Source organism: Devosia sp. Root685 (genome assembly GCF_001427875.1).
Lineage (GTDB): Bacteria > Pseudomonadota > Alphaproteobacteria > Rhizobiales > Devosiaceae > Devosia.
Genome location: NZ_LMHK01000002.1, coordinates 924,868 through 941,402 on the forward strand (window position 1 = coordinate 924,868; position 16,535 = coordinate 941,402).

9 protein-coding genes are annotated in these 16,535 nt (G+C 61.5%); 4 read left to right on the top strand and 5 right to left on the bottom strand.

The features are described 5' to 3' along the window. Positions 1–181 precede the first annotated feature (181 nt). From ASD83_RS12800 to ASD83_RS12815, 4 genes are read right to left on the bottom strand one after another with little or no spacing between them, the layout of a single operon-like run. A complete protein-coding gene (locus ASD83_RS12800) occupies positions 182–1,384 on the bottom strand; it encodes a Wadjet anti-phage system protein JetD domain-containing protein (protein ID WP_056311422.1) in 1,203 nt (400 codons plus the stop codon). After that, positions 1,368–4,844 (bottom strand): SbcC/MukB-like Walker B domain-containing protein, encoded by a 3,477-nt coding sequence (locus ASD83_RS12805; RefSeq protein WP_056311424.1) that lies wholly within the window; start codon positions 4,842–4,844, stop codon positions 1,368–1,370. The genes ASD83_RS12800 and ASD83_RS12805 overlap by 17 nt, the downstream gene beginning before the upstream one ends. Next, positions 4,841–5,494 carry a DUF4194 domain-containing protein gene (locus tag ASD83_RS12810; protein WP_056311426.1) on the bottom strand — a complete coding sequence of 218 codons (654 nt, stop codon included), beginning with the start codon at positions 5,492–5,494 and terminating at the stop codon, positions 4,841–4,843. The genes ASD83_RS12805 and ASD83_RS12810 overlap by 4 nt, the downstream gene beginning before the upstream one ends. Then, the gene (locus tag ASD83_RS12815; protein WP_056311427.1) at positions 5,484–7,007 is read right to left on the bottom strand and encodes a Wadjet anti-phage system protein JetA family protein; all 1,524 of its coding nucleotides are present in this window, start codon (positions 7,005–7,007) and stop codon (positions 5,484–5,486) included. The genes ASD83_RS12810 and ASD83_RS12815 overlap by 11 nt, the downstream gene beginning before the upstream one ends. A 305-nt stretch (positions 7,008–7,312) precedes the next feature. On the opposite strand from ASD83_RS12815, the gene ASD83_RS12820 reads away from it, so the two are divergent. From ASD83_RS12820 to ASD83_RS12835, 4 genes are all read left to right on the top strand, one after another. Continuing rightward, on the top strand, positions 7,313–8,542 hold the full coding sequence (locus tag ASD83_RS12820) for an SIR2 family protein (RefSeq protein ID WP_244489199.1): 1,230 nt from the start codon (positions 7,313–7,315) through the stop codon (positions 8,540–8,542). A 500-nt stretch (positions 8,543–9,042) separates the two neighbouring features. Then, positions 9,043–10,818: a patatin-like phospholipase family protein gene (locus tag ASD83_RS12825; protein ID WP_056311431.1), complete on the top strand. Its 1,776-nt coding sequence runs from the start codon at positions 9,043–9,045 to the stop codon at positions 10,816–10,818. A gap of 9 nt (positions 10,819–10,827) precedes the next feature. Next, a complete protein-coding gene (locus tag ASD83_RS12830) occupies positions 10,828–13,119 on the top strand; it encodes an AAA family ATPase (protein ID WP_056311433.1) in 2,292 nt (763 codons plus the stop codon). Beyond that, complete coding sequence (locus tag ASD83_RS12835; protein ID WP_056311435.1) at positions 13,116–14,168, top strand: hypothetical protein; 1,053 nt, start codon at positions 13,116–13,118, stop codon at positions 14,166–14,168. The genes ASD83_RS12830 and ASD83_RS12835 overlap by 4 nt, the downstream gene beginning before the upstream one ends. Before the next feature lie 253 nt (positions 14,169–14,421). On the opposite strand, the gene ASD83_RS12840 is transcribed toward ASD83_RS12835, so the two are convergent. Beyond that, on the bottom strand, positions 14,422–16,509 hold the full coding sequence (locus ASD83_RS12840; protein ID WP_056311437.1) for a helix-turn-helix domain-containing protein: 2,088 nt from the start codon (positions 16,507–16,509) through the stop codon (positions 14,422–14,424). Positions 16,510–16,535 lie beyond the last annotated feature (26 nt).

The following is a 16,535-nucleotide window of genomic DNA, read 5'->3' on the forward strand; positions in this document are numbered from 1 at the left end:
CACCTATCGATGCACCGACGCAGGGTCGTTGCAGCTTGGATGGTCCAAGCCGTTGGAATCTCGATATCTTGCTACAAACTCGGGAGGAATGTAGCAATCCGGGCCGAAGCGGCGGTCCCCCGAGGGTGGCACATCGCTTCCATTGTGACAAAAACCAGACACGGTCGCTGCCGCCGGTCCCTCAAGCGGCTGCATCGGCTTGCCCGGGCATGGCCGGATCCAGTTCTTCCTGTTCCAGTTCGACCGGTCGGGTCAGGCCCGCCATGAAGGTCCACAACGGCCCGATCAAGCTCGTCGTCAGATGGGCGGGCAGCGGCGTCATGCTTCTATCGGCGGAGCTTCCATGCTTGTCGAGCACCGCCGGATCCATGAGATGAGGAAGGAGGGTTATACCGACGCCGGCGAGGCTACGTTCGAGATGGGCAAATATCCTGAGCCCCCCGAGATCGATGTCACCCCAATGGAAGACAGGGCATACCGACTGGCTGATTAGCGATACGATGGCGCCCAAGACCGCGCGTGCGGGGAAGCCGCCGGTATAGATGATCAATCCGCCCGAGTGGCCATTCACCTCGCGGCAATGCCTGACGAACGATGCGTAGTTCTCCACCAGCAGCACATAGGAGGCCTTTTCGACGGTGAGGCGCCGGACCTGGTCCGCAGGCAGTCCGAAGAACGGGGTCGCGGGTAGGGGCGCGCCGTCGATGGCGAGGGTGCCGCCAAGCAGCAGCGGCTGCGCGAACCGCTCAACCCCCAGGCTTGCGAGAAGGTCCGCGTCCTCCAGCCCGCGGTCGGCCTCGATCTCGGGAAAGAATCGCCGGAATAGTTCGACGACGAGCCGGGTTCTCCTTTCCAGGGCCTTACTGTCGCCGGTGTTGCGCCGGGAGAACGTCCGGTAGTCCACCGAAACGAATTCACCCGCCTGTCCGCGCAGACGACCGAGGGCCGCGGCAAGCTTGATGGCGGCGACGAGGTCGTCGACTTCGCCTTGCCGGAGACCGGACCACGCCACGTTCCGCGACCAGGACGCCTCGATGGCGTCCAAGACCGTGGGAGCGGCATCCGGCAATTCCGGCATATCGCGGACGGGCCGTAGTGCGGACCGCGACATCGCCGCTGCCGGCGTCCGTTTGCGGAAGGCATACAGCTTGTCGAGATCACCCAAGGTGACATGAACCAAGGTATTCACGCCGTCGACGCGTGCCCGCTTCGCCCTGAGGGCACCGTCCACCTCGAGCGATCGTAGCCCCGCAAGGAAAGCGTCCTCCTCGGCGACGCTCCGGAAATCTCCTGGATAAGCCAGTAGCCTTCGTGCCTCGCCCCGCTCCTCGACACGGGAGAGCAAGTCGTCGACCAGCGCGACGATGTCAGTGAACCGCCTCATCCTCGTCGGCCCCCGGCAGGTCGGCCGCGTCTTTGACCGTTTCCGCCAGGCGGAGCAGCAACTGCTCGTCCGTCAGATGGTCGGGATTGGCTTCCCACATGGCGTCACGGACGCGCGGCTTCAGCTTGGACACCTCGGCCTCGGCGGCATTGCCGAAACGGTAGACGTCGACGACGCTGTCGAGGTTCTCGTAGACCACGGCCCTCTTCTCCGTCGGCGCGGCGATTAGCACCTGCAGCCCGATCTCGTTGTAGAATTGCAGCATGGTCCGTTGGTTCTGGCCGTCCATCTTGCTGAAGGCCTCGTCGAACACGGCCAGGCCCAAGCCCCTCAGGTCCTCGGTCCGGCGGGTCCCGTGGTAGATGCTCGACAGGGCGGCGCCGATGATCACGTAGAAGGGAACCTGACGCTCCGCCCCGCTGGCCACGTTGCGGCGCCGGTCGTAGGTCGTCTCGTGACCGTTGTCGACGTCCCGCATGCGCAACTCGAAGGTGTAGTAGTTCCGGTAGTCCTGGTAGCGTTCGAAACCCGAGGACTCGTCGCGGAGGAGGCGTTCCACCTGACCCACGACCTCCGCGTAGCGAGGATCCATCTCCTGGTCCGAAAAGAGCAAGGAGAGGATCTTGTCATCGGTCTCGCTGGCGCGAGCCAGATCGTAGAGCTGCCTGAACTCGGGTTTTACGAGGGCATGAAGCGAATAGACCTCGCCATGCAATTGCTTGCTGCGCAGAGCCAGCCTCACGTCGTCGATCTCGCGTTCGAGGTCCCGGAACCTGCTGTTGATCTCCTGGACGAAGGAAGTGCGGAAAAAGAAGGTGATCCGCTCGGCGGCCTCGTCGGCCTGACGCCGGTAGCGGACGAGGTCGTTGCCCTCGAGTATCTCGAGCGTCTGTATCAGCCACGGCTTGATCTGCCCGAAGATATTGGAGTTCGCGTCGAAGGGTCTTTGCACGCCGAACTTGTAGAGATAATCCGAGACATTGTCCCGAATGACGGCCTCGGAGCCTTGGCGCTCGCTCGCTAGACGCTTCAGGATAACCTCGAGATCACGGGCTACGGCGAGATCTGCCTTGGCGCCACGAAGTTCGGGATATTTGGGACGTAGACGACTGAAGAGCGCAACCGACCTCACGCGCTCCCTGAACAGACGCAGACGGTGCTTTACGGACCACCACGAGCCACGCATCTCCTGCGCGCCGTGCAGCATCCTGGCAAGCTGCCCCAATTCCGTTTCCAGGCTACCGAGAGCCTTCTGGTTGGTTTCCCTCTCCTCCCGCAGGTCAGCGATCCTGGCGACAAGCCGTTGACGGGAAGCGTCGAGTTCGGGATCCACCAACTTGTCGACCCGGTCAAGTCTCTCCCAGGCTTCGTCGCGGCGCGCGTCGATGTCGGCAAGCGCGATGGCGAGCCGCTCCAGCGCGTCCTCCTCTTCGAACGTTGTGCCGAGCCGCTGGAGGCGCGAATGTACGTCGACCAAGAGGCTTTCGTTCGCCTGATGCACTCTCGTTACAGCGCTTTCGTCGGCGAACTCCTTTTCAAGCACACCCGCCATGAGGCTGGCGGCCACCTTGCCGATCTTGAATTCTCCCGCACTGCGTATCTCGACCACGAGGCCATCGTAGTAGGTGCCATCGGCCATCACGGCGCGTCCGTCGGCCATCAGTTCGGCCTGAGACCCTGCCAGCCTGACCGTACCGAGACGGAACGTCACGAACGCCATGGCGATCGCGTCGTCGCCGGTGAATACCGAAGCCAACGAACCCGGCGGGGGCATGTGGGATGAGTGTTGCAGCTTTCGGGTGTTGGCAATCCTGCAGCCCGGGAATTCCGACCTCGATCGCCGGAGCAGGGTGACCGCTTCCTCGGCATGTTCGGGATCGACGATGATGGTCTCGCGATCCTTGCCGAGCAGTGCCTCGGCAGCCAGCCGCCAGCGCTCGTCCGACAGGTCGAGCACCTGGGATACGGCCCTCGGCTGCATGCCACGCTCGCGCAGCACTTCCATGAGGCCAGTCACACTACGGTTGAGCGAGAGGCGCCCCTTTCGGCTCTCGGCGAGGCGGGTTCCCAGTTCGGCAGCCCGACGGGCGCTCTCGACGCGCAGCGCGACGGTGTCGTCGCGCTTTGCCGCCACCCTGTCCAGGCGGTCGATGGCGGTTGCCGCCGCCGAAGCGACCAGCTGCTCCATCAGGCCGGGGTTCCGGGGCCATGCGGGCGGGACCAATCCGGCCCCCTCTTCCCTGATGCGCAGGAGATCGTCCAGCAGGCCTCCGAGTCCGAGGCCCAAAGACTGTATCGCCTCGCGGATGTCGAGCAACTTGAGTGCGGCGGCGACGGGTGCATGCCGCTCGCGAAGGCGGAGGACCAGCTTGTCGTGCTGGGCGGTGTCGAGGTCGATTTCCGTCTTGAGCTGATGCCGCTTGGCTTCGACACCGCTCGTGGCGATCTGCGCCCTGACGCTCTCGAGTTCCGCCGTGCAGGATATCACCTCCTCGCCGAGGCGGGCCATCTCGTCGTCGAGACGTCTTTTCTCGTCGGCCTTCCTTCGCCTCAGGCCCAGAAGGCGGTAGTGTTCCTTGGCAACGTCGAGCAACTCGGCGAGCCGGCGCATGCATTCGGCAGTGTCCTCCTGCTCCAGCAGGGAGGCCAGTCGCTCGATCTCTTCTCGAATGGGCACAAGCGCAGCCAGTTTCCGGTCCAATTCGGCGATATCGGCCTGGATCTGTTGGTAGCGCTGGACTGACCCCCTGAGTTCCGCGATATCGACGTCGTCGCGTTGGAGCAGGTAGTTGCAGACGAAGTCTTCCACCGACCGCATGTCCTCGAAAGACAACGCCATGATGAAGGCCTTGATGAACCGCTCGGGTTCCGGGACACGTCTGCCGGTGAACAGGACACGCATGTATTCGCGGATGAACTTAGGGGCCGAGGTTGATTGGTGCTCGAACAGTTCGCCACCGGAAGCCCTGCATTCCGTTTCCAACCTCCCCTTTAACGTCGGCCAGGACGAGGGGCGGGTTTGATCACCTTCGCGGTCGAGGAACATCGTCGAGTCGATGGACACGCCGGTGGCGACATATCGACCGACGACGCGGGCGACATCCTCGTTCTCCGCCACCTCTATGCACAGACCCAACGCGATCGGGCGCTCGAGACCTGCGCCACCGAAGTTGAGAACGAGATGGCTCACGCCTTGCCGGCGCAGGGAGACGCCCTGATCGGTTTGCCCCAGGCAATAGCTGCGCAGGGTACGGTCGGATCGCCCGCCACCCTCGCCTGCGGAACGGTTGAACTTATAGAACGAGGCGGAGCCGCCGGTCATCACGGCCTGGATCAAGTCTATGAGCGTGGACTTTCCGGTCGCGTTCTTGCCGAGCACGGCGGTGTTGCCGGAAAAGGCGATGTCCGCCACCGAGAACAGGTGCCAGTGCACTAGGGAGATACCGGTGAGCTGGATCATCGCTCCTCCTCCACTGTTTCTTCCGGTCCTGTCCGATCGTCGGCGGGCACCGGATTCTGGCCGAGGAAGGCCCCGAGCGAAACCAGGAACTCTTCGCCCGCGAGCAGGCTGACGATGGGACGGATAACCAGCTCCTGGTCCTGCCCCTCGTCGTCGAAGACGTGCAGCTTCACGACTGCCCTCCGCCCGAGGTCCTGGACGGCGTCTCGGAAATCCTCCACTCGCAAAGCCTGGCGACGGGATCGGGACACAAGATCGGTATACCCGTCATATGCCTCGTTGAGCGTCGTCAGGACGCTGCCGTAGTCGCCGACATTGCCGTCCTGAACGCCTTCCTGCCACTGCCGCGCGAGTACCAGCAGCACCATCGTCTCGTTGACGCTCATACGGGGATGGCCGACCCGCTCGACATCGGGAAATATCCCGGCCCACCCCTCGCTCTCGCGGATAACGAGACGATAGCCGGCAGTATCGAAGAAGCGCTCGATCGGCGCGACCACCGCAGGACGCCTCAGGATCTCGAGCATGGGCGGAGATCCACGGTCCTCGGTGTGCAGGAACTGATGCCGCAGCAGATGGTGTATGGTCTGCGTGACGCGGTCCATGACCCGGGGGTCCCGCGCTTCGAGATCCCTGAATTCAGCCAGCACGTGCTACCTCCGTCATCCCGAGCGTCCCGATCCGGCGGATGGAAAAATCCTCGCAGTCAAGCCAATCGTTGTCGACCCTGCTTTCCGGGATCGCCCGGAATTCGTAGACCCCCTTCAACCGCCGCGACAGCGCATCGGGATACTGACCGTTCAGCATGCCGCGGGCCGCTCGTCGCAAGGCCTCGAAAGCGAGGAAATCGTCGAGATCCGCGATGCCCAGATCGCGGGCGAAAACCACCGATTCCGAGACCCGGATATCGAGGAAGGAAAGCACCTTTTCAGGCACGATGGTTATCCGGTCCAGATAGTCGCGCTCGAGCTGCCGACGCAGGAGATGGATAGGCTCGGGCTCTGCCACAGTGACCGATTCCGTATCAACGACCGGTCGATCGCCCCGCGGTCTCGCCAGTAGCCCCGCGGAATATGGGCCGACCACCGGCTGCAGGAACCCCGGAACCGACAGATCTCTCCGTACCCCCTTGCGGTGCTCGATCAGACGGTCGAGGTCGATCGCGAGTTTCTCGCTCAACCTGAGGAAAGCATCGGCGCGCCGTCCGGCGTAGCGGACGGTGTTGCGCAACCGCACCTCCAGTCTCGCCCTTTGCTGCTGGATGCGCAGGAAGGCCTCGTCTATCTGCCCCAGTACGCGACGTATGCGGTAAAGGTCGTCGAACACCAGGTCACGTGCGCCATCGCGTCCTGCGGCGATGCCGGAATCCGAGTAGGCCGCGGCGAGACTATCGATGTCCACAGGAGAATCCTCGAGGCGTTGAATGGAGTCGAGGATGGCATAGCGAAAGCGGTACGGGTGCGCGGTGGTCGAAATCGCCGCGTAGTCCTTGAGCAGGATACGGTCCACGAAATCCTCGAAGAAGTGTTGTAGACGCTCGCTCAAGTCGTTGCTGGCAAGCACATGCCTCTCGATCTCGCGTAGGGAGGAAAGAACGCTGCGCAGATAGCGACCGAAACCCACCGCATCCTTGGCGGCCTTGTGCAATCCCAGGGCGTTGTGGGCGGCGCTCACCCTGACGGCGTCGAGGGCGTTCCGCACTTCGACGATCAGTCCGCCAAGCTGTTCGGAGCCTCCTTGCCGTAGGGTAGAGAGAAAGTCCGCAAGACGCATGGCCGAGGACGGCATGTCGACGGTCACGCGCATGCCATAGCGGGATTCTTCCAGCCAGCCCGTGTCAACCAGTCGGGCGTAGATGTGGCGGGCCCGCACCATGGCCTCTTGCGTAGCCTCCCTGTCCACCTCGGCGCGTTTGCGGGTACGCAGCCTGCGCCCCCGGGACGACACCTGATCGAGGGTGACGAGGTTCCCTTCGTCGTGCCAGAGTTCCGGATGGGATGCCAGCACGTCATAGGCGATGCCGACGAGTTCGTTCCTGGTAGGAAAAAGCAGGTCAGAACCGAAGCAGTCGTCGTAGATACGAAGAAGGACTTCTTCGTAGAGCCTGCGGTTCTCGCCCGCGAACAGCATGAAAATGTTTGGATGCAGCGTACCGAAGATCATTCCGTACAGCCGATCAATAATGAAACCGGGAACAACCTCGCGCTCCGAAATGGATCGACCGCCGCATACGATCGCGCAACCAGAACAACATGCTCAGCAGGCGACCGATAGTCCTTCTCATTGATATTCCACAGATGCCTCCCGCATGGCAAAGTGTCCGGGCTGTCTGAAAGAGACGAGATTCGAAACCGATCCGGTGACCTCCGGCCCGCCGAAAATCGATGGGGGGCAACCGGTGGCGGGAATATCTGGGCTACCTATATTGGCCTCGGAAACACTTGTGCTTCAGGGGCATTATCTTGAACGTGAAGGAAAAGCCGCTACGGACTCGCCGGGTGCTCCTCTTGGTCGGCGCAGGCGCCTCGATCGGATACGGGGCGCCGTCCACATGGCAGCTCACCGACGACATCGGGCACCGGCTTAAAGCACGCGAGTGGATGAAGAGCAGCGGTGCCGTGGAGGCTTATCGGCAGATCGCTGAAACCCTTTCGCGATATCTCAAGCATCCGAAAGGCGCCAACTTCGAGCAGATCTATCACGTGGCGCACGAACTGTCGGCGATGGAGACACCGGGCGACAATGCCGTGGACCAGTATCGGCCGCTCCTTGCGCCCTTCCTTAAAAGGACGGCAGGCCTGGACGCCGAGGCCTGCCGGATTCTTTGCGACGGGATCGTCGATGCCATTTACGGAAAGCTGTCGGAGTGCTGTGAAATCGCCCCGTCCAGGCTTGCGCCGTTGGGCGGTTTCTTGCGCGGCCTGCGCGAAAACTACGTCACACGCGTCTACACCACGAACTACGACGACTTCATTCTCCAGTCTGCGCCGGACCTTTTTACGGGCTTTCCTGCCTCACGCGCCTCCGGCCCGAAAATGGTCGACCCCGCGAGGATATGGGGCCGCGGCGATGACGACTGCGTCTTTCACTTGCACGGTTCGGTACATTTGGGGTTTGCCCCGACCGTGAACTGGGATGCCGACTTAGGCGACTTGTATTGGTATGACGAGAGGGACGAGGCAAGGCGTAATGCAGGATTCCACGGCAGCGATGTATCCCGCATGGACGGCACGGGATACATGAGGACGGCAGTCATTACCGGCTTGGACAAGCTGTCCCGTCTGCAACGCAGCCCGATGTCCCACTACTACGCATCTTTCGCGCGGGACGTGATGTCGGCCGACCTGCTGGTCATGGTCGGATACGGGATGGGTGACCTCCACCTCAATTCGTGGATATCGGCTGCACGCAGGAAGGGAGGAGCCCCGCCGATCGTGCTGATCGACAAGTGGGATCAGCCATTCCTCAGAGCCAGCGCCCATGAATGGGGCCGGCGCGAGACGGCGATGCTGCACGAGTTCCGGATTAACGCCAGGGGCTATGCCGGAGGAACCAAGTTCGGCACGGGCTGGACACTGGCGACGGACGGAGAGTCGGCGATTTGGGACCGTGGGTTCGACGCGTTTCTCGATTCGCCTGAAGAGTTCGGGGAGGCCCTGAGGAAGATCGGTTTCCTGAATACGAGCGAAACTCAGTAGCCCCGTACTGCCTTACCAGTGGCTACGGCGGCGGCGCCAAAAGCTGACGATCGGTACTGCAACAAGCAGGAGAACGGCACACACGGCAAGAATGACCGCGATCAAAGCGATGTCCATGGGTGCCCCAACAACCGATGCGATTGAATCGCGCGTACGCAGTACGGATCGCGCCAGGTCAGCGTGGGTGCTTCGTGTGAAGGAGTTCCTAACGGTGGGAAATCGTGATCAGGACGGGCGACGGGAAGCCTGTAGTTCAGTTCCGTCAACGATCCATAAAAGGAGTGATTTGCCGAGGCCGATTTTTCCTCGATGCTCCCGCCCAATATAGGATTGCCTTTTCCTCCACGAAGCCGCGTAATCAGGCATCGCGTTACTTGGAAGTGCACGGGAAGAACTTCTGCTTGGATAGGTCCTTCCATACCTGTGGGCCGATCTCAATCCGCTCGGGAAACAAGCGGCATCGTAAAACTTCGGTTCGGCCAGATTGGGGGAGAATTCACTTGCTGGAGTGTGATCTTGTTCTCAAAGGCGGCGTCACGTCCGGCGTCGTTTATCCGCAGGCCATCGTCGAGGTGGCGCGCAAGTATCGTCTGCGAAACGTAGGCGGGACGTCCGCCGGGGCTATCGCCGCGGCCGTCGCTGCGGCGGCTGAGTATCGGCGTCAGTCCTCGCCTGGGATCGACGATTTCTCCGGCTTCGACGCCACCGCGGCCATAGCGAAGGAATTGGGCGAAGACCTGCTAGGGCTGTTCCAACCTTCCCCCCCGCTGGCGGGAGTGTTCGCGATCGGAATCGAACTCCTGGGGGCCGAGAAGAAGCATCGTGCTTGGCGGGTCGCCAGGACGGTGGCGAGAGTCTTTCCGTGGCACTTCGCCGTCCCGGCTGCCGTTACTGTCATGCTTGTCGTCTTTGCCGCCCCGACCGAAAACTGGGCTCTCATGGCCCTGGGCACTCTCCTAGGAACGCTCATGCTGTTCGGTTCCCTCGCGTGGTCACTCGGGAGGACAGTCCTGCAGACGCTGCCCCGGCACGACTTCGGCATCTGCTCGGGTTTGTCCCAGCCGGGCTTTGCAAAAGATTCCGCCTCACCCACTGCGGCTCTCACCGAGTGGCTTGCCGACAAGATCGATGTGGTCGCGGGTAGGGATCCGAGCGGCACTCCCCTAACGGTGGGAGAACTAGAGGCAAAGGGAGTCCGGGTCGCTGCGGTGACAACCGATCTGTCGTCACGACGACCTTACGAGCTCCCTCTCAAGAGCAGGCACCACTTCTTCAGCAAGGCCGAGTTCGAATTGCTGTTCCCCAAGCGGGTGATCGACTATCTCGTGGAGGGGCAGGAGCCATTATCCGGAGCCAGTCCGCCGGACCTCTTCCAGTTGAAGGTCGGGGCGGAGTTCCCTGTCATTCTCGTTGCGCGTATGAGCCTCAGCTTTCCGGGACTCATCCGCGCGGTACCGCTCTACCGCTTCGACGATCAATTGCCTGCCGAGGGCGGTGATCGCGGTAGGGTGCGCCGCTGCCTTTTTTCGGACGGCGGTATTTCGAGCAATTTCCCGATCCACTTTTTCGACACCTTCCTCCCGCGGCGGCCGACATTCGGTATCACGCTTACGGATTGGAACGCCGCCCGTCACCGCGAGATACGGGTCTTCCTGCCGAAGCGATGGCGCCAAAGCACCGACCTGCCGATTGCGCCTATCGTCGGGTTAGGCGATTTCGCGGGGAGCATCCTGCAAACCGCGCGCGAATGGCAGGATACCTTGCAGTCGTTGTTGCCCGGATACGCCGAGCGCATCGTCGAAGTTCGGCTTGATCCCGAGAAGGAGGGAGGCCTGAACCTGACCATGTCCAAAGGCACGATCGAGAACCTCGTCGAATACGGTCGGCAGGCGGGAACTACCCTGACGAGCCAGTTCGATTTCGACGAACATCGCTGGCGCCGGGCGCTATCCCTATTGCCGGAACTCGAAACCACTCTTCGAGGCTTTGCGACCAGCCATGCCTCCAGACCCGACGGCGCCGATCCCGACGCGCTGACGTATGCCGCGATACTAGGGGAATATGAGCCGAGGTCGTACGAGAACCCGGCACCATGGCGCGAGACCGTACTCGCGCCGTTCGCCTCGGCGCTGGCGGATATCGGCACGGCGGCCCAGGACAGGCTCGGTTGCACGCCCGTGGAAACTGTTGTCGAAGGAACCGTGCCCGCAGTCGATTCAACCATTCGGCTGATGGCGGCCACCGACCGCGCGCCGCGCCGATCTACCGAGGGATGAGGGACAGGGATGTTCTTTTTCGACAATGCTCGCCGGGGCACCACGTTCCCGCGCTCGCTCGACCAGGACGCCTTGCGTGAACCACTGGACCAGATCCGAAGATACTTCGAGCTCGACGACAAGCGTCGTAGCCAGACGGATGTCCCTACGGTCTGGAAGCGTCCGTTCGATGAAGACGTTCTTCAGGCACTGACGAACCTTTCCCATGGGAAGTGCGCATTTTGCGAGCAACAAGGGTTGGTTCTCCAACCCTATAGGTTTCGCCCCCCTGCCTATGCAGAGCCAAGAACACAGTCCGATGACAAGGACAGCTACCTGTGGCTGGCGTTCAGCTGGGAGAACTTGTTCCCCATCTGCCAAGACTGTCGTCAATCGACGAAATCGATGTTCCCGGTGGAGGGAATTGTTCGGGAAGCCAAGCCTTCTCCGATGCTCCTCGACCCGCGCGCTCGCCTGAAGTTCAACGAGCGGCCGATCCTTCTCAGTCCCGGAGAACGCTCGGTAAGCTCGAGTGCCTTCGGAATTCGACTTGATGGAATACTTGTCGGTAAAGGGCCCCGGAGTCGGGAAACCGTCGAACGTTTCGATCTCAACCGCCGCCAGCTGGTAGAACGGCGAGCAATCGCACTTCAGGCTGAACTTGACCGTATATCGATGGGAAGTCCCACCCAACCCTTGCGCGACGCCGAATTCGGCGGCTCCATCTTTCTGCTTCAGAAGCGGTTGGCCGATGCAATGGGACGCCCCCCTGTACCAGCGGCAAGAATTGGCAGGGTATGGAGGGAGGCGGCTCAGGGCCCGCGGTTCCGAGAGCAATTCGCCGAAGCAGTCGAACGGTTGAAAACGCAGGATGCCGGCATCGAGGTCGCGCCTGCCGAACGCGTGAAGGCACCGAGAACCGAATCCCCGCTCAACCGCGTTCGAATACGCAACTTCAAATCGCTGGAGTTCATCGAGTTCGACATGCCGAAGGCGACGCCGGTTGCGACAACCACAGACTACACGGAAATGGCAAAGACGCCCTGCCTACTCATTCTGGGCGAAAACTCCACTGGCAAAAGCAGTATCCTCGAGGCGATCGCGTTGGCCTCGATAGAAGAGGCAACGAGACGCGCGCTCATCCCCGCCCCAAGGAAGCTGACCCTTAATCCGGACTACATGGGAGCGCAGGGGAGGCGACACGAGCCAAGGGAAAGCAACGTCATCCTTGATCTGGACGACGGTCGACTCGAAATCTCCATCGAAGGCAATTCCTTCATCGACCTTGGCTCACGGGCCCGCCCCCAGGTTTTCGCCTATGGCGCGCATCGCCTCTACGGTGACAAGAAACGGTCGGACGAATTGCGCCATGTAGACACGCTGTTCAAGAACGACCGGGCGGTGTCAAACCCCGAGCCTTGGCTCGTTGAACTCCACAGGCGAGACCCGAAGGATCTCGACGAAGTGGCAAGCGCCTTGAGACACATCATCCAGATCGAAGGAGAATTCCGGGATATCGAGGTTGCCAAGGAAGGTGGAAAATCACGCTGCTACATCAACATAAACCGGACCCGTGCGGACGGTACGACATACGTCCTGCGACAGCGCCTTGACGCTGCTTCCTCCGGATATCGAGCCGTCCTTGCCCTGGTCTGCGACATCTTCCAGGGTCTGATGGAAAGCCAGCAGAGAAGCGGAGGTAAGACCACCCGCGCCCGCGCTGCCCGCGAAAGCGCCGCCATCGTTCTCGTCGACGAAATCGAGGCCCATCTCCATCCGCGCTGGAAACTCCAGATCATCGCTGGCCTTCGGGCCGCCCTTCCGCAGGTGACATTCATCATCACCTCTCATGATCCGCTCTGCGTGCGTGGCATGGGCAAAGGCGAAGTGATGATGCTCAATCGCTACCAGAACGCGGCGCCCGATCAGGATCGCACCATGCCGGAGGTCGTGGAACGGATCACGGAATTCGACGACATCGAGAATTTCACTATAGAGCAGCTGCTGACCTCGGAGCTCTTCCAGCTCTATTCGACCGACGACCGGCGAACGGAGGAGACATTCGCAAGGGTGGCGAAACTGCTTGCCGAAAAGCGAGACGAACGCGAATTGAGCCCCGCGGAACGTGCAGACCTCGAACGCTTTCGATCGCAGATCGCGGATGCCTTGCCATATGGACGCAACGAGGTGACGCAACTCGTTCAGGAAGCGGTCGCCGAATACCTGGCGAACCGTCGGGCCATGGATTCCGCAAGCGCGAACTTGGCCCGAACCCGGGCGAAGGCGGAAGTCGCGGACTTCCTTCGGGAGATCCTGGAGTGATCAAGGCCAATCGTAGCACTGTGAAGACGCCACCCAATCTCCACAAGGGCCGTCCCTCGGACGGCAAGACCGAACTACAGCTCGTGACCGAACACATGGCAGGACCGGATGCTGCCACGGCCTACGACTTCACGAGATACAAGGAGGCAACTGTAAAGGACGCTCTCGAGCAACTTTTCCACGGCAAGTGCGCCTATTGCGAGAGCTTTTACGCAGGCGTCCATCCAGTCGACGTCGAACACTACCGGCCGAAGGGAGAGGTCGATGGCGTCGCTGGGCACCGTGGATATTGGTGGCTTGCCATGAACTGGGAAAATCTGCTGCCCAGCTGCATCGACTGCAACCGCCGAAGAAACCAGAAGGCGCCAAAGCCGAGCAAGGACGGGCGCCCCACCCTCCTCGAAACCGGCGATTTCGATCGGTCCAAGAGCATCCTGATGGGGAAGCAAAGCATTTTCCCCCTGGCCGGAAGCCATCGCGCGGCCGGCCCTGGGGACGACGTCAATGCTGAAGACCGCCTGCTTCTGGATCCAACCCGTGATGACCCAGACGACCATCTCGTCTTTCATGTCGACCGCGACCACCTGATTAGCATTGTTTATCCCAAATCGCTCGACATCGGTGGAGTGGCGCCCTTGCCCGACCCCATTGCCGACCACGAAAGCCTCGTATCCAAAGCGGCGGCTTCACACGTTAGCGCCAAGGGAATGGTTTCCGTCCAGGTCTACGGGCTGAACCGCTTGGGGCTGGTTCAGGCCCGAACCAGGGTCATGCGCGACCTGGAATTCCTGCTGGCCCTCTCGATCAACCTCTTGGAGGCGGCGATAGAGCTCGAAGTCCGGAATGACCGGCGTAGGGCAGAGCGCCCGACCGCTTCACCGGATCTAGCCTCGCGACTTGCTTCCGACATTGCGATCGATGAGCGGATCGCAACGAAGCTCCGCAGGTATGCCAACGAGACACGGGAAAAGATCCGGGAACTTACGGAACCGCGTGCTCCATACTCCAGGCTGGCACGCGCTTGGGTGGAAAGGTACTTGGCGCCCTGATCCGGCACTAGGGCCCGCCGTCACGGGGGGAGACCTGCTGGACGAGGGCGCATCCGGCAAGCTCAACTGACCTACTCACGCGGCTAGACCTGGCCGATTCTCCGTTGACCTCTCCACCTGCAGACGAACGTTCCGAAACGCGACGATTGCGGCAGCTTGATCGGCCTAATCGAGGCGCTCATGTCTCCTCATTCGTTCGCGCCAGGCGCATTCCCCACCGCGGGAGAAGGGGGCGACCCCACGTTTTGCCCTGCTACACTTGCTCGCCTTCGATGAGGGTGCTGGCTAGCAATCGATCGACCACGAGCTCGTTCCAGGCGTCCTCTAGACGCTTGTCGACCTTTGTCCGCGCATCAGCCAGCTCACCGTTGTCTTCGAACCATTCCTTCACCTGGTCGGCAATGTCCTCGCGGTAGCCCTTGCCGCCGCCGTAGCGCGCACGCAAATCCGACCAGAAGCCTTCCGCACCGTCCAGATAGGGCTTGAATGAATTGCGACCGATGCTCGACGCCCGGGAAAGAAACTCCTGTCGCCAGTCGGACAGGTCTTCCCTAAGCGTCTGCAGCAGGCCCAACACTTCAGGCAATTCCTCGAACCGTTGCTCGAGGCTCTCCACGCGGCCCTTGATCTTGACCAAGTGGTCAGCGGTCCGCCGGTAAGCGTCCGCACGGACGCCCGAACCGATCATGTGGTGGATGTCGAAATTGTCCCAGCCGCCTCGGCGACTTATCGAAGCGGCGATCGAACTCGGGTGTCCGGTCGCCAACTCCTCGATCAAAGTCTGATGAGCGGACCGTACGCTCGTCGGTAGCGACTTGTAGGCCTTTGCCATGGCCCTTGCCTCTTGGGCTATGGCAATCCGGGCTTGCTGGATCCGCGCAGCGTCGGCGTTGGTGACCAAGTCGTCGGAGAGGGCGACAAAGCGGTGGAGCCGATCAAGCTGGTGCTGCCTCATTCTCGCGATCCGGTCATTCAGCTCGTCCCACACAGGGCCTGGCTGGTCTGATAGCGCATTGAAGAATAGCGAGGGCACCTTTGGCAGTCCGGCTTCCGCGAGGCTTGAACGAATTTGATCCTCGCGGATGCCGTAGCCATGCTCGATGGACTCCGCTGGCTCGCCACTGCCGTCGATGACTTTCAGGGCCTGGTCGTTTTGCGGGAGAACAAGGATCGCTAGACGCTCTCGCTCGAACGCATCCGAACCGAGCGCCGACAAACTCTTCATGAGCTTGAGGGGGTCGGCTCCCGGTGCATCGTTGAAGGCCGAACACAAGACGATGAGGGTACGCCCCTCATTGGCCAGTTTCTCGAGGTCCGAGCGCTCGATCGTCCCGTGGATGCCCTTCGTATCGATTACACTTACGTCGAACGTGGAGTTCCGCATCGCGGCCTTGGGTACGAAGACCGTCACCCTCTGAGGCAGGGAGAAGCGAGGATCAAGACCGAAGTTGATGGCTGTGATGTTCTTGGATAGCCAAGCCAAACCTTCTTCATTCGTCTCGGAAAGGATCAGTTGGGTTTCCGTGCGTTCTGGCAACTTCATCCTGTTTACGATCGCCTCCACGACGTCCTCTGCACTAGAGCTGTCGAGGAGTTCCGCGATCGGATCGATCTGCGATTTGATGTCTGACGGGTTCCGGCGCTTGCGGATATCAGCCATGTTCCGGACCGCCCGTTCGAGTTCGGTGGGAATGCCGCCCTTACCCTCTACGACCGCCCGCACCATCTCGGAGACGAGGAGGCGGATTTCGTCTTCGCTTCTGGGTTCCACCCCGATCCCATATGCGGGCTGTACGCGGATTATGACTTCGCTGGTCGTCGTACGGCCGCCGGTAGCGGGGAACACCGGCTGTGGCACCCCACCCTTGTCGGGAATGACCAGGTTGGTAAGCAGGGATAGCGCGGTGGTCTTGCCGACACCAACGCTGCCGACGAACGCTACCGCATGGTCGGTTTTGTCCAAGAACGCCGCACTTGACTCGAGGTTATCGCGGATGAGTGTCAGCGGCGCATCGAGCAAGGCGTCGTATTGGCTGCTTCGCTGGAATTCGTCGAGCTTTTGGAGCGCCAGTTCGGCCTCCCAAAGGGATTCGCGATCCGGATGCATGACGCTTGGGCGCTCCGACATCCGCCAGTCCCGCCCGTAGAACTCAAGCACCTCTTTACTTCCCGGTGTATCGAGCGCCTCGAGGTAACGGCGAGCCATCTGGTCGTCGGTCATCTCGCTTTGCTCCAGCCGCGAAATGACGCTCGGGTTCACACCCAGAAGCTTGGCCATTTCGGTCTGCTTGACCTTGGCGAGCTCGCGGGCACGTTTTAAGGCCGAGGTGGGTATCGACATGGTCGCCTCCAAAATTGCTAAGCCAG